Source organism: Peribacillus sp. ACCC06369 (assembly GCF_030348945.1).
Lineage (GTDB): Bacteria > Bacillota > Bacilli > Bacillales > DSM-1321 > Peribacillus.
The window spans coordinates 5,444,861-5,466,422 of record NZ_JAUCEN010000002.1; the positions used below are offsets into that span (position 1 = coordinate 5,444,861).

A 21,562-nucleotide genomic window follows, 5' to 3' on the forward strand; every position below is an offset into this window, starting at 1 on the left:
TTATCAAACAAACCTATTTTATCAATAATCCAAACTGGAAGTCAATACAAAATCCGAACAATACACATTTTAATAAATTATTTGTTCGTAAATATGAAAAATCCTTTCCGTTTTAAAATTGGTTTTGGATTGTCAATCATTATTCTGCCCTTTAATTTCTTTAATTATTATCACCAGCCCCTTTCTTTTTCCCAAAATAAAAACAGCCTGCCATTCCATGAATGGCAGGCTGTTCTCTACGCCCCGGGAGACATCGAATCATCATCGAAGCGACGTTCGAGGTTAACGAATTTATTGTATTCTTTTACGAATGCAAGCGAAACCGTTCCTACTGGACCATTACGCTGTTTCGCTATAATGATTTCAATGATGTTTTTATTCTCGGATTCCTTGTCATAATAATCATCACGGTATAAGAATGCCACGATATCAGCATCTTGCTCGATACTCCCTGATTCCCGGATATCGGACATCATCGGGCGCTTATCCTGGCGCTGCTCCACTCCCCGCGATAGCTGGGAAAGGGCGATGACGGGCACTTGAAGTTCACGGGCGAGCGCTTTGAGTGAACGTGAAATCTCGGATACCTCTTGCTGACGATTGTCGCCTGAGCGACCATCGCCTTGAATCAACTGCAAGTAATCGATCAATATCATGCCAAGGCCATGTTCCTGCTTCAAACGACGGCATTTTGAACGGATTTCGCCAATCCTCACACCCGGCGTATCATCGATATAAATGCCGGCATTCGACAAGCTTCCCATCGCCATCGTCAATTTACGCCAATCCTCATCAGTTAAGGAACCTGTCCGTAAATTCTGGGCGTTGATATTTCCTTCAGCACAGAGCATACGCATAACGAGCTGCTCTGCACCCATTTCAAGACTGAAAATCGCTACATTCTCATCCGTTTTGGTTGCAACGTTTTGTGCGATATTCAATGCAAAGGCGGTTTTACCAACCGAAGGACGGGCGCCCACTATGATGAGGTCATTACGTTGGAACCCGGCTGTCATTCGATCCAGTTCAGCAAACCCGGTCGGTATTCCCGTGACATCCCCTTTACGGGTAGTCAAAACTTCAATGTTATCGTACGTCCGCACCAATACATCCTTAATATTTTGAAAAGACCCGGAATTCTTGCGCTGGGCCACTTCCATGATCGTTTTTTCTGCTTCCCCGAGCAGCTCCTCGACCTCGTCCTCGCGACTGTAGCCTTCCTGGGCGATGTTGGTCGCTGTCCTGATCAAACGGCGAAGCAATGACTTCTCCTCGACGATGCGGGCATAATATTCAATATTGGCCGCGGTAGGTACCGATCCGGCCAATTCACTTAAATAAGAAACTCCGCCAACTTCTTCAAGGTTTTTGGTCGCAGCCAGTTCCTCTGTCACCGTAATCAAATCGACAGCTTTTCCTTCGTCATTCAATTTAAGCATCACATTAAAGATTTTTTGATGAGAGCTTCTGTAAAAATCCTCCGGAATCAAAACTTCCGATGTAACGGTCAATGAAGAGGGCTCAAGAAAAATGGCTCCTAGTACAGCCTGTTCGGCTTCTATATTTTGAGGGGGAATCCTATCCTGAAATTGTTCTATCATATCTTAAAACCTCCCATTCTAAGAGGATACCTTTTATATGTTTCTAGTGAAAAAGAAAAAAGTGAAAGGACAACATGCCCAATCACATTTTTCGTCTACCTCTATTTTATCAATTTTTCACAGATATGAAACAACTAAAATTAGTTAATTTCTTTCACATGCACAGTAAGTGTCGCTGTGACTTCAGGATGAAGCTTGACTGGAAGCTTGGTGTGTCCTAAAGAACGGATACCGTCAGCAAGCTCCATTTTGCGTTTATCAATCTTGATACCATGTTTCTTCTGAAGCTCTGATGCAATTTGTTTAGTCGTGATGGAACCGAATAAACGCCCGCCCTCACCGGCTTTGGCAGATAGCTCAACCGTTAATTTCTCCAGTTGGACTTTCAATTCTTCAGCATGTTGCAGTTCCTCGGCAGCAAGTGATTCTTCTTTATTCTTCTGTGCTTCCAAAGTTTTCACATTTGTATTATTTGCTTCAACAGCCAATCCTTGTTTAAGTAGGAAATTATGTGCATATCCATCTGCAACATTTTTAACTTCCCCTTTTTTCCCTTTACCTTTAACGTCTTTTAAAAATATTACTTTCATTCTTTTTGTCCCCCTTCTAAATATTCATCAATAGCTACTTTCAATCGACTTTCGGCTTCATCAATGGAGCATACCTGTTGAGTAGCGGCATTTGTCAAATGGCCGCCCCCATTCAACATTTCCATGATCACCTGTACATTGATATCACCAAGAGAACGCGCACTTATGCCTACTGTATCATCAGATCGCTTAGCCATTACAAAGGAAGCAACAACGCCATCCATGGTCAATAGGGTGTCAGCAGCCTGAGCTATGAGCACCTGATTATGGACCTGATCGGTTTTTGCCGAGGCAATGGCAATTCCCTTTTTATAAAAGATTACCTCTTCAATGAGCTTTGACCGTTTAATATAGGTGTCCACGTCTTCTTTTAAGAACTTCTGGACAAGTACCGTATCAGCTCCATGTGCCCTAAGATAGGAGGCTGCATCGAAAGTACGTGACCCCGTCCTTAAGGTGAAGCTTTTCGTATCGACGATGATACCCGCAAGAAGCGCCGTCGATTCCAGCATATCAATCTTGCTGCGTTTCGGCTGATATTCAAGCAGTTCGGTTACAAGTTCAGCTGTTGAAGACGCATATGGCTCCATATAGACGAGCAACGAGTTTTTGATGAACTCTTCACCCCGGCGATGATGGTCGATGACTACAACTTTATCGATCCTATTCAATAACCGCTCTTCAATTACCATGGAAGGTTTATGTGTATCGACCACAACCAGTAATGTCTCATCCGTAATCATTTCAAATGCATCATCAGGAGTTATAAACCGGGCATAAAGCTCTTTTTTATTTTTGATTTCCTCCATTAAACGGAGGACACTGCTATCAAGCTGCTGGGTGTTTATAACAATATAGCCTTCACGTTCATTCATTTGGGCAACTTTCAAGATGCCTATCGCTGAACCGATTGCGTCCATATCCGGGTTTTTATGGCCCATGACAATGACTTTATCGCTATCAAGGACTATATCCTTCAATGCATGGGAAATCACACGTGCACGGACCCTTGTGCGTTTTTCCATCGGATTGGTTTTACCGCCATAGAATTTCACTTTACCATTCGCTTGCTTTATTGCTACCTGATCACCGCCCCGACCTAGAGCGAGATCCAAGCTGGACTGTGCAAGCGTACCTAGTTCCGGTAAGGATGACACGGCCGAGCCGACCCCGATGCTCAAGGTCAATGGTACATTTTGCTTGGCTGTCGTTTCCCTGATTTCATCCAAAATCGAGAATTTCCCCTTCTCAAGCTGCTGAAGGATATGCTCATTAAAGACAGCGATGAATCGTTCAGAGGAAACCCGTTTAAAGAAAACGCCATTATCCCTTGCCCATTTATCAAGAAGTGAGGTGACCAGGCTATTAATGCTGCTTTTACGCTGATCATCCATACCCTGTGTCAAATCATCATAGTTATCAAGGAGAATGATCGCAATTGCCGTTCGCTCATCTTCATATAATTTCTCAATTTCAACTTGCTCCGTCACATCAAAAAAGTAAAGAAGCCTTTCCTCACGCTTATGGACCACTTTGAATTTCCTATCGTGGAGCGTAAGTGTCTCTGTCTCGATCTCTTGCTTAATTAATGGAACGATCGAGTCCGCGACATCATAGAGCGATCTTCCTGCCAAGGAGTCTTCACTAAAACATGAAGCCAGGAATGGATTGGTCCATTCAATGTAATAATCCTCATTAAAGAGCATGATCCCAATTGGCATTTCCAATAACGCTTCCTCGCCGACCTTCTTTAATCGGTAAGATAAAGTCGTTATATACTCTTCTGTCTTACGTTGCTTTTTTTCTACCATTCTTAATGTTAAATAAAATAAACCAGCAAGAATCAATAGTCCAACAAGTGCAATAACCCAATTATAATAAGCCAGTACGCCCAAAAGTAAAACGCCCGCGGCCAGCATCCCATACAACGGGGACTTAATCGAGTATTCTTTCAAATAAGATGGCATAGTTTCAGCTCCTAAAAGCATCTGTTTTACAAAAAAGTCTATTCCTTTTTCTTGATTGTCTCCCTAAAAGGAAAGCCTAAATCTATTATACCTAAAAATCGTACGGCTGTTGTAATAATCGGAATCGGCAGCAGCAAAGAAAAAACCACGATTATAACAGGTATGGCTTTAGCCCATGACTTCACATGAGCGATATAAAATATCAGGGAATATCCTTGTAATAAAATGAAGAACTGCAAGATGAAAAATATGTTCGTTATGGCCATATATACAAAACTGTTCTTGTCCGTATTCACAAAAAGAGCAAGAAGCATCGTAATTAAATAATACCATAAAAGACTTTTCGGGAGTCGCAGATCTCGAAAATGGGGCCATTTTAACGTTTTATCACTGAACCTCTTCACAATTGGATGCGCAGCGAAGAAAATCAATAAAACCATGATGACTGACATCAGAACGAACAAACTTGGCATCAGTGTGTTTAACATATCGACAGTTTCATACACCTGCTTTTTGACTTGTTCCGTCGGTGCCTGGCCAAAAGAATCCATGATGCCCACTGTATTTTCAACGGACTCTTCAACCATATCCATCGATTCTTCTATGTAATTAACATCCATGATCAACACTGAAGCTGCATATATTAATAAAATGCCTCCCAGGAAGACAAGTACTGCACTTATGAACATAGTTGCCATCGATTTGTCCCTTTTCAAAAAATAACCGATCGCAATTCCGGTTGCCCCCATAAGTAAGGTAAGCGGAACAGACAATAGCGTCCCAATGAGGATTGACAACAGCGAGGCTATAAATAAGTAACCCAGACTCCACGATAACTTTTGTTTGGCTGTGAACAGTATGAATGGAATGGGTAAAAAGAAAGTGGTGAAGATATTCACTAATGGTACTTGAATGGTGATGAACAATAAAATGCAATATAGTGCCAAAAGGGCTCCACCCTCCGCAATTCGTCTTCCGCTATTCATCTTTGTTTTCACCCCCCTGTTATGATTAAAAATGTCTTATCTCCATCTTTATATTGTATCCGTTACGGCTAGGATATTTCAAACATCACATTCTTTTTTAGGATATGATTACTTTTTCTAAGGAAAATGGCCATATGAATTACTTTTGAAAATAAAAAAACCGCAATTCAGCGGTTTTCAGGCATAAGAGCCGATTTTATAAAAAAGGCACATTAAGGAAAACTCCTCAATGTGCCAATTTATTATTCACCAGATACATATGGAAGTAATGCCATAGTACGTGAGCGTTTAATAGCAATCGTTAATCTACGTTGATATTTAGCGCTAGTGCCAGTTACACGACGTGGTAAAATTTTACCGCGTTCTGAGACGAATTTTTTAAGAAGATCTACATCTTTGTAATCAATTTTAGTGATTCCGTTAGATGTGAAATAACAAACCTTTTTACGCTTACCGCGTCCTTTACGTCCACCCATTGCCATAATAAATTTCCCTCCCTGCTTTTTCAATTTTCATTTTAAACGGCTGTTTAAAACGGAAGATCGTCATCTGAAATGTCGATTGTTTTACCGTCATTTGCAAATGGATCATCATCTACACGAGTGTAGTTGTTATTGCTCCGTTGATTCTGATTAGGATTTTGTCCATACGAATTGTTGTCATTTCCGTTATGATTATTGCTATAACTTTTTTGACCTCCACCGTAAGAACCGCCTTCATTTCTTTCACCCGCTGAACTGCTTCGTGGTTCAAGGAATTGAACGCTCTCAGCCAGAATCTCCGTCACATATACGCGTTTGCCGTCTTGTCCTTCATAATTACGTGTTTGGACACGTCCATCCACGCCAGCTAAACTGCCCTTTTTCAAGAAGTTAGCTACATTTTCTGCCGGTTTACGCCAAACAACACAGTTAATGAAATCCGCTTCACGGTCACCCTGCTGATTCGTAAAACTACGGTTCACAGCTAAAGTAAAGGTAGCTACGGGAACTCCATTAGGTGTATATCGTAATTCAGGATCTTTAGTTAAGCGTCCTACCAAAACTACGCGATTCATCATCAGAATCAACCCCTAGGTTTCAAGCCTGTTTCATGTGAAACAAGATTAGAATTTATATTAAATATGTGATTATACTTCTTCTCTAGTAGCCATGTGGCGAATAATGTCTTCACTGATTTTAGCAAGACGATCGAATTCTTGAATCGCAGCACTTTCAGCGTTAACTTTAAGAAGCATGTAGTAACCGTCACGGAAATCATTGATTTCGTATGCAAGACGGCGTTTACCCCATTCTTTTGCTTCTACTTCCGCACCATTATCAGAAAGGATTGTGTTGAAACGTTCAACTAAAGCTTTTTTAGCTTCTTCCTCAATGTTTGGACGGATGATATACATAATTTCGTATTTTCTCATCACTGTCACCTCCTTTTGGTCTAAGCGGCCCAATTGGGCAAGGAGCAATTATTTATAATTACTCACAAGATAAAATTATAGCATAGTTAAAGAGGCTTTGCAACGAGCGGTTCGACTTATTACAATTAATTGAAATCTAATGATTAAAGGCTCAAAAAAGACCCTACATATGGAGCTGTAGGATCTTTCAGACTGGAGTTGAATCTTAAACGTTAAAACGGAAATGGATTACATCGCCATCGTTAACGATGTATTCTTTTCCTTCCAAACGAACTTTTCCTGCTTCTTTTGCAGCACCATGACTACCCGCTTCAAGCAAATCGGTATAAGAAACGATTTCGGCACGGATGAAACCACGTTCGAAGTCCGTGTGAATGACGCCTGCACATTGAGGGGCCTTCATACCTTTCCGGAATGTCCATGCACGCACTTCCTGTACACCAGCCGTAAAGTATGTTGCCAATCCAAGCAGATTATATGAAGCACGGATCAACTGGTCAAGACCTGACTCCTCAATGCCAAGTTCAGATAGGAACATTTCCTTTTCTTCACCTTCAAGCTCTGCAATTTCTTCTTCGATTTTGGCACAAATTACGATTACTTCGGCATTTTCCTTAGCAGCATATTCACGAACTTGCTGAACATATTCATTATCGTCAGCATTAGCCACTTCATCTTCGCTCACATTCGCCACATAAAGCGTCGGCTTCGCTGTAAGTAAATGCATGCCCTTCACGATTTTTTGCTGTTCTTCAGTGAATTCAACTGAACGGGCTGGTTTTTCATCTTCCAATGCCTCTTTTAAAGCCACAAGAATTTCATGTTCTGCCACTGCGCCTTTATCTTTTTGCTTGGCCATTTTTCCGACACGGTCGATGCGTTTGTCAACGGATTCCAAATCGGCAAGGATCAATTCAAGGTTGATGACTTCGATATCATCGATTGGATTTACTTTTCCGGAAACATGAGTAATGTTATCGTCTGCGAAACATCGGACGACCTGACAAATGGCATCCACTTGACGGATATGGGAAAGGAATTTATTACCCAGTCCTTCTCCTTTACTTGCTCCTTTTACAATCCCGGCGATATCCGTGAATTCAAATGCTGTCGGAACCGTCTTTTTCGGTTTAACCAATTCAGTCAATTTTTGCAGACGGTGATCCGGCACTTCCACAATCCCGACGTTTGGATCAATCGTACAGAAAGGATAGTTGGCAGATTCCGCACCTGCCTGAGTAATTGCATTAAATAAAGTGGATTTACCTACGTTAGGCAAACCAACTATACCAGCTGTTAAAGCCATTTATATTTCACTCCTTCAAGATAATTCGTACATATGGAAAAAGACTGATCTTCTATAAAGACCATCCAATTACCTAAACCTTTCCCAATTATAGATTTCGCTCCCTAAAAAGACAAGTAAATCATTGAGATGGCAGGACTACTTTCATTCCAAAAAAAAAAGCATGATCACTCCTCATGCTTTTGCAGAACTTTTTTCATTTTCTTCGCGAATTCACGTCGAGGCAGCATTACGCTATGACCGCAACCTTCACATTTTATCCGGATATCCATACCAAGCCTAATGATTTTCCACTTGTTTATTCCACAGGGATGCGGCTTTTTCATTTCCACAACATCCTTAAGCCCAAATTCTTTCTCCTCCATAACCATGAGCCCCCCTAATTCCTATGACTCGCTGCCATTGTACGTAGATTTAATCCCACTTAAATCAAGCGCAGCACTTATTTCTTTTCTTAATATCCTACTGATTTCGATGTGATGCATTGGCTTTGTTTCCGCTGTAATCCGAAGGACGATTTCTTCAGCACTTATTGTTTCGATTCCCAAAAATTCAGGTGCTTTAATCAAGGCTTCATATTTGCCTTCCATACTGCTTAAGAGTTCAATCAGCACCTTCTCAGCAAGCTCGACCGACCCATCGTTAGGTATGGTCACATCAACCACAGCCATACTGTTTAAAATGGAATAATTCGTAACCTGGATGATGCTGCCGTTGGGTATGAAGTGCAATTCCCCTGCACCACTTTTAATTTTCGTAGTACGAAGCCCGATTTCAATGACTTCCCCTTCAAAATTATTTATTTTAATATAATCCCCAACCGAGAAATGATCTTCAAAAATGACGAAAAACCCTGTAATTATATCCTTGACCAAACTTTGAGCACCAAACCCAACTGCCAAACCAAGAATACCAGCTCCAGCCAGTAAGGCCTTTACATCGAATGAGAAAATTTCAAGAATCATTATCAAGGCAATGAAATTGATAACGTAAGTTACAATATTTTCCAGCAACTTAATGAGTGTCGTTTCTCTACGCTCTGAAACACGAATAGGACTTCTTAAGCGAACCGCGAAAAATTTATTTATAACCGTCTTTCCTATTGAAATAATAATACGCGATAATAACAGAACAAGGAAGATTTTAATAATGCCCTCGCCCATCAGCAGCCATACCTTTTCATCCAATATCTCTTTTGTAACGTTATCATAAATGCGATCCATCTTTTCCTCCTGCCTAATGCAAACTGCAAAACTTTTATATCTTCTCTATGACTTTTCCATATAGACGTAGTCCTCTACCCCTACTGCTGTGAGATAACCCTGAATAAGAGAAGTTTTCTCTATTTTATCAATAAATAAGGGTTTCTGTACAAAAAAAATATGGGTATATAGGTAAAGGAATTAGAAGTTTTTTCCGAATTAATCAAGTATTTTTCTAATAGAATGTATTAATGAAAGCAATTGGTAGAGGAAGGACGTCAATCCATTTCCCCTTCACCTGTTTGCATGTTCTACAAAAAATTCCCTCATCCATTACGTTAAATACCGTATATTTTTCCCTTATTATCCGTATACTGTAATACCAAATAAAGTAAAGGAGTGGAGCCGATGAATCTGAATTCTAGTCTATTTAATAATAATAAAAATAGATTGAGTCGCATCCTGCATGAAGATACGGATGCATCCAAACAAATTTCCCAGGAATTAATCAACCTTCTACCAACTGGAAAGCTTCAACCAATCGTCATCGTCTGTATAGGCACAGACCGTTCTACAGGCGATTCCCTCGGACCACTTGTCGGCACTCTGCTTAGTGAAAAAGCTGGAAGCGGTTCTTCTACATTCCATGTGTACGGTACTCTGGATGACCCTATTCATGCGATGAATTTACAGGAAAAATTAAATGAAATAAAAAAGATTCATACCAATCCCTTTATTGTCGGAATCGACGCTTGTTTAGGCAAAATGAAAAGTGTGGGTATTGTTCAAATCGGTCAAGGACCAGTGAAACCAGGTGCTGGAGTCAATAAAGAACTTCCTTCCGTTGGAAATGCCCATATTACAGGAATCGTGAATGTAAGTGGATTCATGGAGTTCATGGTTTTACAAAACACTCGTCTTAATCTGGTTCTGAAGATGGCCAAAACCATCGCCGAAGGAATTTCCGAAGCACAAGATCATTATCCAGTAAAACCTTCCATCACTCCTTTCACATGGTCATTCAAGCAAGAAAAATCCCTTTGATTGGTATTTCTGATCATAAAAAAGAAGGAAGGGTTTACCCCTTCCTTCTTTTTTATACATAATACATGATAGTAACCAGAATGACGGTAATCATTATGCCTGGAAGCAGATTGGCCACCCTTATTTTGGTGACACCGATAATATTCAAACCAATGGCTAAAATCATGACTCCTCCAGTTGCCGTCATCTCCAATATGAAGGAATCCATTAAAGCGGTTGGGATCATCGTATTGATTTGTCTTGAAAAAATTGCTAAAAATCCCTCATAAAGAATGATTGGAAATGCTGAAAAAAGTACACCTATGCCAAGCGTACTGGCGAGGACCAGCGCTGTAAATCCATCGATGATCGCTTTTGTTATCAAAACGTCATGATCATTCCGGATACCACTATCCAGGGCACCGATAATGGCCATCGCCCCAATGCCAAATATGAGTGTAGCCGTTACAAACCCCTGAGATATCGAAGTTCCTTCAGTCGCTTTCATCCTGCGTTCAATCCAATTGCCTAAAGAATTAAGCCTTGCCTCAAGATCCATCCATTCGCCAAGGACTGCCCCTCCAACAATACTTAAAATGACAATGAGGAACTGATCACTTTTCAGCCCCATCTGCAAGCCTAAGACCATGACGGCTAAACCGATCCCGCTCATGACCGTTTCTTTTATCTTTTCAGGTATATGTTGTAAAAACCTTCCCAAAATCGAACCGATTAAAATGCAGGCACCATTCACCAAAGCCCCTAATAATACCATCTCATCCACCTAATTTTCTACAGTGAAAAATAGATCTAACTTCTGTTGCCACTATCTTTTCATAAAGGCAATCTAAGAGGAAAGGTTCTCTTGATCGATCAAGTCCAAAATTCTCTCTAGATCTTCTTTTGAGAAGAATTCGATTTCTATTTTCCCTTTTTTCTTACTTTGTTTTATCGTTACACTCGTTCCTAGTCTTTCACGCAGACTTGACTCCCGCTGCTTTATGAATATATCCTTTTTCTCTTGTTTCTTAGTTTTGGTTTCACGTGAAACGGTATCATTCAATTGATGTATATATTGCTCTAGCTGTCTGACATTCATTCCTTCTTTAAGGATTTTATCCACTACTGGCTTTAGCATCTCTTTTTTCTTTAAACCCAGTAATGCTCGGCCATGCCCCATGGAAATTTCCCCATCGGAGATATAACTCCTAATCCCTTCAGGCAAAGACAGTAATCTGACATAATTCGCGATATGGGGTCGGCTTTTACCCAAGCGATTGGCCAACTGCTCCTGGGTAAATTCCAATTTTTCAAGAAGTGTTTGATAAGCAGCCGCTTCCTCAATCGGATTTAAATCTTCCCGTTGCAGGTTTTCCAAAATCGCCAGTTCCATCATCTGCTGTTCATTCAATTCCCTCACAACAACCGGAACTGTCTTTAAACCCGCTTCCTTAGCAGCACGATAACGCCTTTCCCCTGCCACGATTTCATATCCCTTAATGCTTTTCCGGGCAATAATCGGCTGTAATATCCCGTGTTCCATGATAGATTGCTTTAATTCCTCTATAGCTTCAAGTCGGAAGCTCTTTCGGGGCTGATAAGGATTTGGCCTTAATTCCCTTAATTTGATTTCGCGCACGATTTCATCTTTACTGATTTCCCCATTGTTGAAAAGTGCGTTAAGTCCTTTAGCCATTTGATACCACTTCCTTTGCCAGTTCTAGATAGACCTCCGCTCCTCGTGACTTTGGATCATATATAATTATTGGTTCCCCATGGCTCGGTGCTTCACTCAAACGGACATTGCGGGGGATGATGGTTTGATAGACTTTATCCTGAAAGTATTTTTTGACTTCTTCTATAACCTGGATACCTAAGTTTGTTCTGGCATCCAACATCGTCAATAGCACACCCTCGATTTTCAAATCATGGTTCAAATGCTTTTGGACGAGACGGACCGTATTCAAAAGTTGGCTCAAGCCCTCCAGTGCATAATATTCACATTGTACAGGAATCAAAACGGCATCAGCTGCCGTTAATGCATTAAGCGTGAGCAAACCCAATGATGGAGGACAGTCAATCACAATGTAATCATATTGGCTTTGCACCTCTTCCAATGCCCTTTTTAATCGGACTTCCCTTGAGATGGTTGGAACAAGTTCAATTTCAGCACCTGCAAGTTGAATGGTCGCAGGTATAGCATATAAATTTTCTACCTTTGTTTCCATGATGACGGTACTGGCCTCGACATCATCAACCAATACATCATAAATACATTGTTCCACATCTGCTTTATCGATACCTGCCCCGCTTGTAGCATTTCCCTGCGGATCGATATCGACCATTAAGACTTTCTGTCCAATGTATGCAAGACAAGCACTCAGACTGACAGAAGTTGTCGTTTTTCCAACACCGCCTTTTTGATTGGCAATGGCGAGAATCTTACCCACGAATTCACCTGCTTTCAACTATCTTCATCACGCTATATCTATTAACTTTTACCGTAAATCCATTTATTTCTTTCTATTTTATCATGAATGTTACTGGAAGAAATCGTTTTCTTAAATTCCTCTTAAAAATTGAAATATATCTAAACAGCATTAAATACCGGGAAAATTGAAACCTTTTTGAGATGGCAAATGCCAGTGTTGGCGACAAAATAAAAAAAGCTTGGTAATCAGAGACTACCAAGCAGGGTTAAGGATAGGGAATCAAGTTTTTTTCTTAGGTATTTTAATCGTGAATTGATAATACTCCTCGAATTCTTCTTCCTCTGCATCCAAATTTATTCCATTGTCTGTAACCATACTGAGTGATTGGCGTATAGTATTCACGGCAATCCTCATGTCTTTACTAAACGCTTTCCGCTTAGGTTTCGGCTTTTGCACAGTACCCGTTAAGAGCTTGACGACCTGCTCTTCGGTCTGCTTGACGTTTAACCCCTTTTCGATGATTTCCAAAAGCAGTTTAAGCTGCTTTTCTGGACTTTTTAACGGTATCAACGAGCGGGCATGGCGTTCCGTAATTTGCTTTTGAAGAAGTGCATCTTGAACCTCTTGGGGCAGCTTAAGCAACCGAAGCTTATTCGCCACGGTAGATTGTCCTATTCCCAGTCTTTGTGCCAGAGCTTCTTGGGTTAAACTATGCAGCTCCAATAGTTTACCGTAAGCCAAAGCTTCTTCAATCGGTGTCAGTTCTTCACGCTGAAGGTTTTCTATCAGCGCAACGGAAGCCGTTTCTGTATCGGTGAAATCTTTGATTATTGCAGGTGCCAATTCCCAGCCAAGCTTTTGCATGGCTCGAAAACGACGCTCACCAGCAATGATTTCATATTTCCCCTGTCCATAAGCCCTTACTACAATTGGTTGAATGATTCCATGTGTATGAATCGTTTGAGCCAATTCAGCAATTTTATCGTCATTAAAAACTGTCCTTGGTTGAAATCGATTAGGCACAATATCAGAAATGGAAATTTTTCTTATCTCTTCATTATTATTGCTAGGTGTCTCCATCTCTAGTTGCTGTTCTTCTTTTTCGCCAAACCCAAAGAACCGCGAAAAAGGATGCTTCATCTTCCTACACCACCTTTTAAAACTCCCAAATAACATATTCTCTATTTAAAGGACAAGTCCTGCATACATTTCCCGACATGGTTATACATATGGCCCTTCACTGTGAAAAACATGTCGACTGGCGTCATCAAGGCAATAATGAGGAATTGACGGCCAGTTATTATAAATATCGCCGGCTTGCCCAAGATTATTTCCCTGAATCAAAAAGAAAAATCGCCGACTTTCTAGCCCAACTGTAAAATCTGGCACACGTTTGACATTGTACCGAAAAATTGCCTTCTTGTTGGCAAATACAATATTGATAATAAGCTCGTACATTTATAGTAAAAGAAAATTAGGGCAAGTACCAGCCATATATCCGAATCATTTACGCTTAATATGAAACCATCTCCATATAATAGAGGTTATTCAATAGGCTGCTTATTCGGTGTCCCTGGTTTTCTTGGGTATTTTTTAGGAGTCTTCTTCACTTTTTTTACTGTAATGATGTTTCTTTCACTATTTTCCTCTGGCAATGTGAAAGGATGAATTTCTTCGATTTCTCCGCCTAATGTAAAAATGGCCTTTTTCCCTGTGTCCATTTCATCCTGTGCACTAGCCGCTTTCATGGCAATGAACGTCCCGTTTGGCTTAACAAGCGGCAAACATAGTTCACTTAAAACGGACATCCTGGCTACCGCTCTTGCCATGACAATATCATAGGATTCGCGTTGCTCCAGTTTTTGGGCGAAGGTTTCCGCCCGGTCATGATAGAAGGAAACTCCCTTTAATTGTAAGGACTCAGCAAGGTGATTCAAAAAAGAGATTCGCTTATTCAAAGAATCCACAATCGATACGTGGATATCAGGGAAACAAATCTTCAATGGAATACTCGGAAATCCGGCTCCAGCCCCAACATCGCAAATTCGATATGACTTGTTAAAGTCGAAATAGAAGGCTGCGCTGATTGAATCATAAAAATGCTTTAGATAAACTTCTTCCTTATTAGTGATGGCTGTTAAGTTCATCTTTTCGTTCCATTCCACCAATAATCGATAATAAGTGTCAAACTGATCAAGCTGGTGAGGAGAAAGCTCAATCCCTTTCTCCTGCAGTGCTTGTTGGAACTGTTCAATATTCATGTTTTCTTCAATCCTTTTCGGGTATTTCCATTACTGAGATACTCTGGCAATTTTACCTTGTTCCAAATAAACAAGCAAAATGGAAACATCAGCGGGATTCACACCGGAAATTCTTGAAGCCTGAGCTACTGATAGCGGGTGGACCTGCTTTAATTTTTGACGTGCTTCCGTTGCTAGACCAGAAATTGCATCATAATCGATATTCTCTGGAATCTTTTTATTCTCCATTTTTTTCAGGCGATCGACTTGCTGTAGAGATTTTTCGATATAACCTTCATACTTGATCTGGATTTCGACCTGTTCCGTCACTTCATCGCTCAGTTCGACATCACTTGGCGCCAACTTCTGAATATGGGAATAATCCATCTCAGGCCGTTTCAATAAATCAGAGGCACGGATTCCATCCTTCAACTCACTGCCGCCACTTGCTGTAATGATTTCTTGTACCTCTTTAGTCGGTTTGATGAAATTTGATTTTAGTCGTTCTTTTTCCATTTCAACCGCTTCTTTTTTCAAAAGGAAACGATTATAACGTTCTTCTTGGATCATTCCGATATTGAATCCAATTTCCGTTAAGCGCAAATCGGCATTATCATGACGCAACAATAAACGATATTCTGCTCGTGAAGTAAGCAATCGGTATGGTTCATTCGTACCTTTCGTTACAAGGTCATCAATGAGAACACCAATATAGGCATCCGAACGGCTTAAAATCAGTTCTTCTTTACCTATTGCATTCAATCCCGCATTAATACCGGCCATCAATCCTTGTCCTGCTGCTTCCTCGTAACCGGATGTCCCGTTAATTTGGCCAGCAGTATACAGATTTTTGATTTTTTTCGTTTCCAGTGTAGGCCAAAGCTGCGTAGGAACGATAGCATCATATTCTATTGCATATCCAGCACGCATCATTTCCGCCTTTTCGAGGCCTGGAATGGTTTGTAGGATTTTCACTTGTACATCTTCAGGCAAACTGGTAGATAAACCTTGCACATAAACTTCCTTTGTATTGCGACCTTCAGGTTCCAGGAAGATTTGATGCCGTGGTTTATCATTAAAACGGACGACTTTATCTTCTATCGAAGGACAATAACGAGGTCCAGTTCCCTTTATCATTCCGGAATACATTGGTGAACGGTGTAGATTATCATCAATGAGCTGATGTGTTCCCTCATTCGTATACGTTAACCAGCAAGGTAATTGATCAGTGATGAACTTTGTGGTTTCATAAGAAAATGCACGTGGCACTTCATCACCAGGCTGAATTTCCGTTTTGCTGTAATCTATGGAAGAACTATTCACACGTGGTGGTGTCCCCGTTTTAAAACGGACCAAATCAAATCCTAACTGCTCTAAATGTTCAGATAGCCTGATGGAAGGCTGTTGATTATTAGGACCGCTTGAATATTTCAGTTCCCCTAATATGATTTCACCGCGTAAATATGTTCCCGTCGTTATTACGACAGTTTTCGCACGATACACCGCACCAGTTTTAGTGATTACACCCGTACAAACGTCATTTTCAACAATTAATTCTTCTACCATTCCCTGAATCAATGTCAAATTTTCTTGGTCTTCTATCGTCTTTTTCATTTCTTGTTGATAGAGAAATTTATCTGCCTGCGCCCGCAACGCTCGAACAGCCGGACCTTTAGCAGTATTCAGCATCCTCATTTGGATATGGGTCTTATCGATATTTTTCCCCATTTCACCGCCTAAAGCGTCAATTTCCCTAACAACTATACCTTTTGCCGGCCCACCAACGGACGGATTGCATGGCATAAAGGCGACCATATCCAAGTTAATGGTGATCATCAACGTTTTAGCTCCGACTCTTGCAGCCGCAAGGCCAGCTTCACTACCAGCATGACCAGCACCAATAACAATGACATCATAGCTACCTGCTTCGTATTGCATATCCTTTTCCTCCTTTTACGCTTATTTTCCTAAACAAAATTGTGAGAACAATTGGTTGATTAAATTATCCTGAACGCTTTCACCAATGATTTCCCCAAGAAGCTCCCATGCTTTCGTGAAATCAATTTGAACCAAATCAACCGGCGTACCCATTTCAATAGCTTCGATTGCGTCTTCGATTGACTGTAATGCCTGTCCTAGCAAAGCTATATGCCTGGCATTGGAAACATAGGTCAGGTCTCCCGTTTCTAAAGATCCCTCAAAAAATAGTGAAGCGATGGCTTCTTCCAATTCATCGACCCCTTTATCCTCAAGTAAAGAAGTGGAAACAACCTTATGGGATGCCGCCTTTTCCTTAACCTTTGCCAAATCGATTTTCTGTGGAAGGTCGGTTTTATTGATGATAACGATAACATCCATTCCATCAACCGCTTGGAATAGTTTTTCATCTTCCGTTGTAAAATCATCGGAATAGTTCAATACAAGTAATATTAGATCCGCCTCTTTTAATACTGCACGGGACCGTTCAACTCCAATTCGTTCAACGATATCTTCCGTTTCGCGTATTCCTGCTGTATCGACAAGTTTAAGCGGTACACCGCGAACATTGACATACTCTTCAATTACATCACGTGTTGTACCTGGGATATCAGTGACAATCGCTTTATTTTCATGAACCAAGCTGTTAAGCAAAGAAGATTTTCCGACATTGGGGCGCCCTATGATAACCGTCGCAAGCCCATCTCGCAAGATTTTCCCTTGTTGGGCCGTGTGAAGCAGTTTCTCTATTTCAGTCTTCACATAAATGCCTTTTTCCAAAAATAAACGATGCGTCATTTCTTCGACATCATCATATTCCGGATAATCTATATTTACCTCGACTTGAGCGAGGGTCTGTAAAATTTCTTGACGTAGGTTTTGGATTAATTTCGAAAGCCGGCCTTCCATTTGACCTAAAGCAACATTCATGGCTTTATCCGTTTTAGCACGGATTAAATCCATAACGGCCTCAGCTTGAGAAAGATCGATCCTGCCATTCAAAAAAGCCCGTTTCGTAAATTCACCAGGTTCTGCTAAACGAGCACCTTGTGAGAGAATGAGCTGTAATACCCGATTGACCGAAACTATTCCACCGTGACAATTTATTTCAACTACATCTTCTCTTGTAAATGTCTTTGGACCCTTCATGACCGAAACCATGACTTCCTCTATGATTTCACCTGTTTTAGGCTGGATTAGGTGGCCATAATGAATCGTATGTGATTTCACTTCAAGCAATCCTTTTCCACCTGGTCCTTTAAAGATCCTATCGGCTATTTCTATGGCCTCATCACCGCTGATTCTAACGATGGCGATTGCCCCTTCCCCTAAGGGAGTAGAGATAGCGGTGATTGTATCGAATTCCATGCTTTCACCTCTTATATATTGATGTTTCTATTTTTTTCTGATAATAAAATCGTCGAATCCCTAAATTACTACAATACCACAGTATATTCATGAAAAAAAGTAGATACTCCTTCCTTTCAAGGGTTATCCACATGCAATGAATCCATATTCTGTAACATTCATTTTAACTTATCCACATGTGAATAACAAATATCGCCAGCCTCCCTTTATTCCATTCCCTTTTCTTTATCATGGGAATATAAAAAGAGTTGTCAGTAATTGTTGAATTATCCTTTTATAAAAAGATATTCGACACACATCGATATTATGTCCTAAAAAAAAAGAACCCCTGCTTTAAAGCAGAAGGTTCATTTGAGTGGAGTAATGACCAAATGGCGATATGGTTCCGTCCCACTTGAAGTTGTTTTTATTTTTGGATAATGCAGGAGAGCATTATGGATGACCTTCCGTTCATAGGAAGGCATCGGCTCCAGTGAAACAGCCTTACCTGTTTTCTTGGCTTTAATTGCCATTCTATCAGCCAATTGGATTAAAGTTTCATTGCGGCGATTTCGATAATCTTCTGCATCCACAGTAATATTCAAAAACTGCTTCGAATATCGATTTGCAACCAGCTGCGCTAAATACTGAAGAGAATTTAGTGTTTGACCCCTTTTTCCAATTAATAATGCTATTTTCTCACCTGATAAATGGAATGTTACGTTCTTACCTTTACGGTGGACATCAATTTCTGCATTGACTCCCATTTCCACGCTGACATTCTTCAAAAATTCAAGTGTCTCTTCAATGGGATCGGCAGGCAATGTCACATGGACAATCGCCTTCCTTGCACCAAATAAACCAAAAAATCCTTTTTTGCCTTCATCTTCTATTTCTATCTCCACGCGATCCTTAGTGCTGTTCAGTTGAGCTAAAGCTAAATTTACTGCTTCTTCGACAGATTGTCCTGTAGCAGTTACCTTTTTCACTTTTTCTTTGCCCCTCCCGCGTTTTCCGCAGCTGCTTTTCTAAGATCCGGACCTTTAATGAAATATGTTTGAACGATACCAAAAAGGTTACCTACTACCCAGTAAAGAGAAAGAGCAGCGGGGAAATTAATAGCAAAAACAACAATCATAATTGGCATGATGTAAAGCATCATCGTCATTTGTGCCGCCATTTGTGGATTGGAGTTCATTCCAGCCATGGACATCTTCTGCTGGATAAAAGTCGTAATACCAGCAACCACCGGTAAAACATAAAAAGGATCCGGGGAACCTAAATCAAACCAAAGAAAACTATGTAAAGAAATTTCTTCCGTACGGCTGATGGCATGGTAAAATCCGATCAAAATCGGCATTTGCACCACTATCGGCAAACATCCCGCCAATGGATTCACATTATATTTTGAAAATAAAGCCATTGTTTCTTGCTGTAGTTTTTGTTGTGTGGCAGCATCTTTTGAGCTGTATTTTGCTTGAAGTTCTTTCATCTCAGGCTGAATGGCCTGCATTGCTTTCGAGCTTTTCACCTGTTTGATCATTAGTGGAAGTAATGCTAAGCGTATGATTAATGTAACACCGATGATTCCCAAACCATAATTCTCGCCAAATGCTTCAGAAAGCCAAATGATCAGGGCTGATAATGGATAGACAATGTATGAATTCCAAAAACCTTCACTATCCGCAGTAATAGGTTCTTTAATTTCCGTACACCCTGCTAACAGCATCATTATCGAGGCTAGTCCAATAATGAGTAATATTCGTTTTTTCAACCGTAATTTCCTCCTAACTGCAATCAATCTTTTTTGAAACAATTGTGAACTGTTTATTAGCAGATTTCACATAAGTAATCCACATTTTTCTACAGTTCCAATAGGAATTTTCTATATTATCTTTTCTCAAGTAACTACATGATCCGAGGAATGCTTAGTATTCGATATAAAGGGGACTTTATTGTTTTTTCATTTTAAAGTTTAGTGATTTAGAACGTTTCAGGACGTGGATCAAGCTGCTTTTCACCTGGAAAAAGTCCATCTCCGCCGCTGGTTTTCGAGCAATCACAATATAATCCTTACCCTCTTCTATATCTTCTTTCAATTCCAAAAACGCTTGCCGTATGTATCTTTTAATTTGGTTCCTTACAACGGCGTTCCCGATTTTTTTACTGACTGAAAGGCCGATCCGAAAATAATCCTGATCTGGCTTTTCAAGGACATAGACAACAAATTGCCGATTAGCAGAAGATTCACCTTTTTTAAAAACAAGCTGAAATTCATCCTCTTTCTTAATCCTTAACTTTTTTTTCATTTTTACACCTTCATTACATGAATTGAGTCTCAGTAAATCCCTTATTTTGCGAAAAAAGACCACTGAGACTTTTCAGTGGTCTATGCAGATAATACTTTTCTGCCCTTACGGCGACGTGCTGCGATTACTCTACGTCCGTTTTTCGTGCTCATACGTGCACGGAAACCGTGAACTTTACTATGTTTGCGGTTATTCGGTTGATAAGTTCTTTTCATTATATGACACCTCCCTGAGGAATAACAGTTAAAGACAGTCTTTACAATTATATAGATGGAGGTTTCTACTTGTCAACCTCATCCAAAAAAATATTTCTTTTTAATGCTCAATGTCCAGTAGGTCTTTTTTTACTACCTAGCCTATTGTAAATGATTTTGCTCCGAACTGATATAGAAATTTTTGGGGAGAGGAAAATTTCATCGATTCCTCCACGAATAAATATATGAGATTCCCGAGGTATCTTCAATTGATCGACTAGCATCCGACATAATTTGGACGAACCTAAACCATCTTCAATATGTATCATTCGATTTTTATCAATGTAGGTTTTCCAGCTTGAACAACTTGGTTTATCCAAAAATAAAATTAAATTAATCCAATTCATAATCATGGTCTGTGGATAAAATTCGACATGTTTTTTTCTATCCACAACCCAATTTATAGACTTTTGCACATAACAATAGCCTGTGGAAAAGTTTTTCCCACAAGCTCGGTAAGTTGTGGATAAAGTTTTCTAACCCATTGCAAGACGCCTGAATTTCTGATATTATATTTGTGTTTTCACTCTGAATAACTTTATCAACAGGTAATGGTTATCCACAGACTGTGTATAACATGTGGATAGCTTATTCGACCTGTGTATATTAATTTGTCCACAGATGGTGGATATTGTCGAAAACCCTTTTTTCTTCTTTATTATATATTTCTCAAAATACCTGTTGATGAATAAACATCCAAATCTACACCGGCTTACCAGATGTAGTCTGTACAAAGGTTGTACAGCGCAAGATATAGTTTTAGGGACATCACATTACACAACACAAAAATCCCTTATACAGCTCACCGAACCTTTGCTGTCAAAATTTATATAAAGACGGCAATCGATGAGTTTATTTGTGCCTATACATTTTAGAAACTATTATTAAAAATATTTTGCAAAGGAGGGATAAGT

23 protein-coding genes are annotated in these 21,562 nt (G+C 40.1%); 2 read left to right on the forward strand and 21 right to left on the reverse strand.

All coding sequences use genetic code 11. The features are described 5' to 3' along the window. Positions 1-236 precede the first annotated feature (236 nt). The 10 genes from dnaB to QUF78_RS27640 all read right to left on the reverse strand — a co-directional run bounded on the left by dnaB (position 237) and on the right by QUF78_RS27640 (position 9,087). Positions 237-1,601 carry a replicative DNA helicase gene (gene dnaB / locus QUF78_RS27595; protein ID WP_289314149.1) on the reverse strand — a complete coding sequence of 455 codons (1,365 nt, stop codon included), beginning with the start codon at positions 1,599-1,601 and terminating at the stop codon, positions 237-239. Positions 1,602-1,741: 140 nt separating this feature from the next. Beyond that, positions 1,742-2,191: a 50S ribosomal protein L9 gene (rplI, locus tag QUF78_RS27600; protein ID WP_289314148.1), complete on the reverse strand. Its 450-nt coding sequence runs from the start codon at positions 2,189-2,191 to the stop codon at positions 1,742-1,744. Further along, the gene (locus QUF78_RS27605; protein ID WP_289327192.1) at positions 2,188-4,158 is read right to left on the reverse strand and encodes a DHH family phosphoesterase; all 1,971 of its coding nucleotides are present in this window, start codon (positions 4,156-4,158) and stop codon (positions 2,188-2,190) included. The genes rplI and QUF78_RS27605 overlap by 4 nt, the downstream gene beginning before the upstream one ends. A 38-nt stretch (positions 4,159-4,196) precedes the next feature. Continuing rightward, a complete protein-coding gene (locus QUF78_RS27610; RefSeq protein ID WP_289327193.1) occupies positions 4,197-5,156 on the reverse strand; it encodes a YybS family protein in 960 nt (319 codons plus the stop codon). A gap of 230 nt (positions 5,157-5,386) precedes the next feature. Continuing rightward, a complete protein-coding gene (gene rpsR, locus QUF78_RS27615) occupies positions 5,387-5,626 on the reverse strand; it encodes a 30S ribosomal protein S18 (protein ID WP_230161608.1) in 240 nt (79 codons plus the stop codon). 47 nt (positions 5,627-5,673) lie between these two features. Then, positions 5,674-6,204, reverse strand: a complete 531-nt coding sequence (gene ssb, locus QUF78_RS27620; protein ID WP_289327194.1) for a single-stranded DNA-binding protein — start codon at positions 6,202-6,204, stop codon at positions 5,674-5,676. Between the two features lie 69 nt (positions 6,205-6,273). Continuing rightward, positions 6,274-6,558, reverse strand: a complete 285-nt coding sequence (rpsF, locus tag QUF78_RS27625) for a 30S ribosomal protein S6 (protein WP_034316153.1) — start codon at positions 6,556-6,558, stop codon at positions 6,274-6,276. 205 nt (positions 6,559-6,763) lie between these two features. After that, positions 6,764-7,864, reverse strand: a complete 1,101-nt coding sequence (gene ychF, locus QUF78_RS27630; RefSeq protein WP_289314144.1) for a redox-regulated ATPase YchF — start codon at positions 7,862-7,864, stop codon at positions 6,764-6,766. Positions 7,865-8,031: 167 nt separating this feature from the next. Beyond that, positions 8,032-8,229, reverse strand: coding sequence for a DUF951 domain-containing protein (locus QUF78_RS27635; RefSeq protein ID WP_289314143.1), 198 nt, complete (start codon positions 8,227-8,229; stop codon positions 8,032-8,034). A gap of 21 nt (positions 8,230-8,250) precedes the next feature. Beyond that, positions 8,251-9,087: a mechanosensitive ion channel family protein gene (locus QUF78_RS27640; protein WP_289327195.1), complete on the reverse strand. Its 837-nt coding sequence runs from the start codon at positions 9,085-9,087 to the stop codon at positions 8,251-8,253. Between the two features lie 387 nt (positions 9,088-9,474). Between QUF78_RS27640 and yyaC the strand changes: the two genes are divergently transcribed. Beyond that, positions 9,475-10,110 carry a spore protease YyaC gene (gene yyaC / locus QUF78_RS27645; protein WP_289327196.1) on the forward strand — a complete coding sequence of 212 codons (636 nt, stop codon included), beginning with the start codon at positions 9,475-9,477 and terminating at the stop codon, positions 10,108-10,110. Positions 10,111-10,162: 52 nt separating this feature from the next. Here the strand turns inward: yyaC and QUF78_RS27650 are convergent, their stop codons facing one another. From QUF78_RS27650 to noc, 4 genes are all read right to left on the reverse strand, one after another. After that, positions 10,163-10,864 carry a DUF554 domain-containing protein gene (locus tag QUF78_RS27650; protein ID WP_289314140.1) on the reverse strand — a complete coding sequence of 234 codons (702 nt, stop codon included), beginning with the start codon at positions 10,862-10,864 and terminating at the stop codon, positions 10,163-10,165. Between the two features lie 72 nt (positions 10,865-10,936). Then, positions 10,937-11,785, reverse strand: coding sequence for a ParB/RepB/Spo0J family partition protein (locus QUF78_RS27655; RefSeq protein ID WP_289327197.1), 849 nt, complete (start codon positions 11,783-11,785; stop codon positions 10,937-10,939). Further along, on the reverse strand, positions 11,778-12,539 hold the full coding sequence (locus QUF78_RS27660; protein WP_289314138.1) for a ParA family protein: 762 nt from the start codon (positions 12,537-12,539) through the stop codon (positions 11,778-11,780). The genes QUF78_RS27655 and QUF78_RS27660 overlap by 8 nt, the downstream gene beginning before the upstream one ends. Before the next feature lie 261 nt (positions 12,540-12,800). After that, positions 12,801-13,661 carry a nucleoid occlusion protein gene (gene noc, locus QUF78_RS27665; protein WP_289314137.1) on the reverse strand — a complete coding sequence of 287 codons (861 nt, stop codon included), beginning with the start codon at positions 13,659-13,661 and terminating at the stop codon, positions 12,801-12,803. Positions 13,662-13,738: 77 nt separating this feature from the next. Here noc and QUF78_RS27670 point away from each other — a divergent pair, with 77 nt between their 5' ends. Beyond that, positions 13,739-13,900 (forward strand): hypothetical protein, encoded by a 162-nt coding sequence (locus tag QUF78_RS27670; protein WP_289327198.1) that lies wholly within the window; start codon positions 13,739-13,741, stop codon positions 13,898-13,900. Positions 13,901-14,065: 165 nt separating this feature from the next. On the opposite strand, the gene rsmG is transcribed toward QUF78_RS27670, so the two are convergent. The 7 genes from rsmG to rpmH all read right to left on the reverse strand — a co-directional run bounded on the left by rsmG (position 14,066) and on the right by rpmH (position 20,609). Then, positions 14,066-14,782, reverse strand: a complete 717-nt coding sequence (rsmG, locus tag QUF78_RS27675) for a 16S rRNA (guanine(527)-N(7))-methyltransferase RsmG (RefSeq protein ID WP_289327199.1) — start codon at positions 14,780-14,782, stop codon at positions 14,066-14,068. A gap of 30 nt (positions 14,783-14,812) precedes the next feature. Next, positions 14,813-16,699, reverse strand: coding sequence for a tRNA uridine-5-carboxymethylaminomethyl(34) synthesis enzyme MnmG (mnmG, locus tag QUF78_RS27680; protein ID WP_289314134.1), 1,887 nt, complete (start codon positions 16,697-16,699; stop codon positions 14,813-14,815). 21 nt (positions 16,700-16,720) lie between these two features. Continuing rightward, the gene (gene mnmE, locus QUF78_RS27685; RefSeq protein ID WP_289327200.1) at positions 16,721-18,106 is read right to left on the reverse strand and encodes a tRNA uridine-5-carboxymethylaminomethyl(34) synthesis GTPase MnmE; all 1,386 of its coding nucleotides are present in this window, start codon (positions 18,104-18,106) and stop codon (positions 16,721-16,723) included. 347 nt (positions 18,107-18,453) lie between these two features. Then, positions 18,454-19,074, reverse strand: a complete 621-nt coding sequence (jag, locus tag QUF78_RS27690; protein WP_289327201.1) for an RNA-binding cell elongation regulator Jag/EloR — start codon at positions 19,072-19,074, stop codon at positions 18,454-18,456. Then, positions 19,071-19,859 (reverse strand): YidC family membrane integrase SpoIIIJ, encoded by a 789-nt coding sequence (gene spoIIIJ, locus QUF78_RS27695; RefSeq protein ID WP_289327202.1) that lies wholly within the window; start codon positions 19,857-19,859, stop codon positions 19,071-19,073. The genes jag and spoIIIJ overlap by 4 nt, the downstream gene beginning before the upstream one ends. Before the next feature lie 178 nt (positions 19,860-20,037). Continuing rightward, the gene (gene rnpA, locus QUF78_RS27700) at positions 20,038-20,394 is read right to left on the reverse strand and encodes a ribonuclease P protein component (RefSeq protein WP_289327203.1); all 357 of its coding nucleotides are present in this window, start codon (positions 20,392-20,394) and stop codon (positions 20,038-20,040) included. Positions 20,395-20,474: 80 nt separating this feature from the next. Then, positions 20,475-20,609 carry a 50S ribosomal protein L34 gene (rpmH, locus tag QUF78_RS27705; protein WP_034316183.1) on the reverse strand — a complete coding sequence of 45 codons (135 nt, stop codon included), beginning with the start codon at positions 20,607-20,609 and terminating at the stop codon, positions 20,475-20,477. Positions 20,610-21,562: the final 953 nt, after the last annotated feature.

What these genes read in the sequence shown, in the direction of transcription:
- dnaB (WP_289314149.1), bottom strand. Translation starts at nt 1,601, where the DNA reads ATGATAGAACAATTTCAGGATAGGATTCCCCCTCAAAATATAGAAGCC.
- yyaC (WP_289327196.1), top strand. Translation starts at nt 9,475, where the DNA reads ATGAATCTGAATTCTAGTCTATTTAATAATAATAAAAATAGATTGAGT.
- ssb (WP_289327194.1), bottom strand. Translation starts at nt 6,204, where the DNA reads ATGATGAATCGCGTAGTTTTGGTAGGACGCTTAACTAAAGATCCTGAA.
- QUF78_RS27605 (WP_289327192.1), bottom strand. Translation starts at nt 4,158, where the DNA reads ATGCCATCTTATTTGAAAGAATACTCGATTAAGTCCCCGTTGTATGGG.
- rsmG (WP_289327199.1), bottom strand. Translation starts at nt 14,782, where the DNA reads ATGAATATTGAACAGTTCCAACAAGCACTGCAGGAGAAAGGGATTGAG.
- ychF (WP_289314144.1), bottom strand. Translation starts at nt 7,864, where the DNA reads ATGGCTTTAACAGCTGGTATAGTTGGTTTGCCTAACGTAGGTAAATCC.
- QUF78_RS27635 (WP_289314143.1), bottom strand. Translation starts at nt 8,229, where the DNA reads ATGGAGGAGAAAGAATTTGGGCTTAAGGATGTTGTGGAAATGAAAAAG.
- rpsF (WP_034316153.1), bottom strand. Translation starts at nt 6,558, where the DNA reads ATGAGAAAATACGAAATTATGTATATCATCCGTCCAAACATTGAGGAA.
- rplI (WP_289314148.1), bottom strand. Translation starts at nt 2,191, where the DNA reads ATGAAAGTAATATTTTTAAAAGACGTTAAAGGTAAAGGGAAAAAAGGG.
- rnpA (WP_289327203.1), bottom strand. Translation starts at nt 20,394, where the DNA reads ATGAAAAAAAAGTTAAGGATTAAGAAAGAGGATGAATTTCAGCTTGTT.
- QUF78_RS27650 (WP_289314140.1), bottom strand. Translation starts at nt 10,864, where the DNA reads ATGGTATTATTAGGGGCTTTGGTGAATGGTGCCTGCATTTTAATCGGT.
- mnmE (WP_289327200.1), bottom strand. Translation starts at nt 18,106, where the DNA reads ATGGAATTCGATACAATCACCGCTATCTCTACTCCCTTAGGGGAAGGG.
- QUF78_RS27670 (WP_289327198.1), top strand. Translation starts at nt 13,739, where the DNA reads ATGGTTATACATATGGCCCTTCACTGTGAAAAACATGTCGACTGGCGT.
- QUF78_RS27655 (WP_289327197.1), bottom strand. Translation starts at nt 11,785, where the DNA reads ATGGCTAAAGGACTTAACGCACTTTTCAACAATGGGGAAATCAGTAAA.
- QUF78_RS27640 (WP_289327195.1), bottom strand. Translation starts at nt 9,087, where the DNA reads ATGGATCGCATTTATGATAACGTTACAAAAGAGATATTGGATGAAAAG.
- rpsR (WP_230161608.1), bottom strand. Translation starts at nt 5,626, where the DNA reads ATGGCAATGGGTGGACGTAAAGGACGCGGTAAGCGTAAAAAGGTTTGT.
- rpmH (WP_034316183.1), bottom strand. Translation starts at nt 20,609, where the DNA reads ATGAAAAGAACTTATCAACCGAATAACCGCAAACATAGTAAAGTTCAC.
- noc (WP_289314137.1), bottom strand. Translation starts at nt 13,661, where the DNA reads ATGAAGCATCCTTTTTCGCGGTTCTTTGGGTTTGGCGAAAAAGAAGAA.
- mnmG (WP_289314134.1), bottom strand. Translation starts at nt 16,699, where the DNA reads ATGCAATACGAAGCAGGTAGCTATGATGTCATTGTTATTGGTGCTGGT.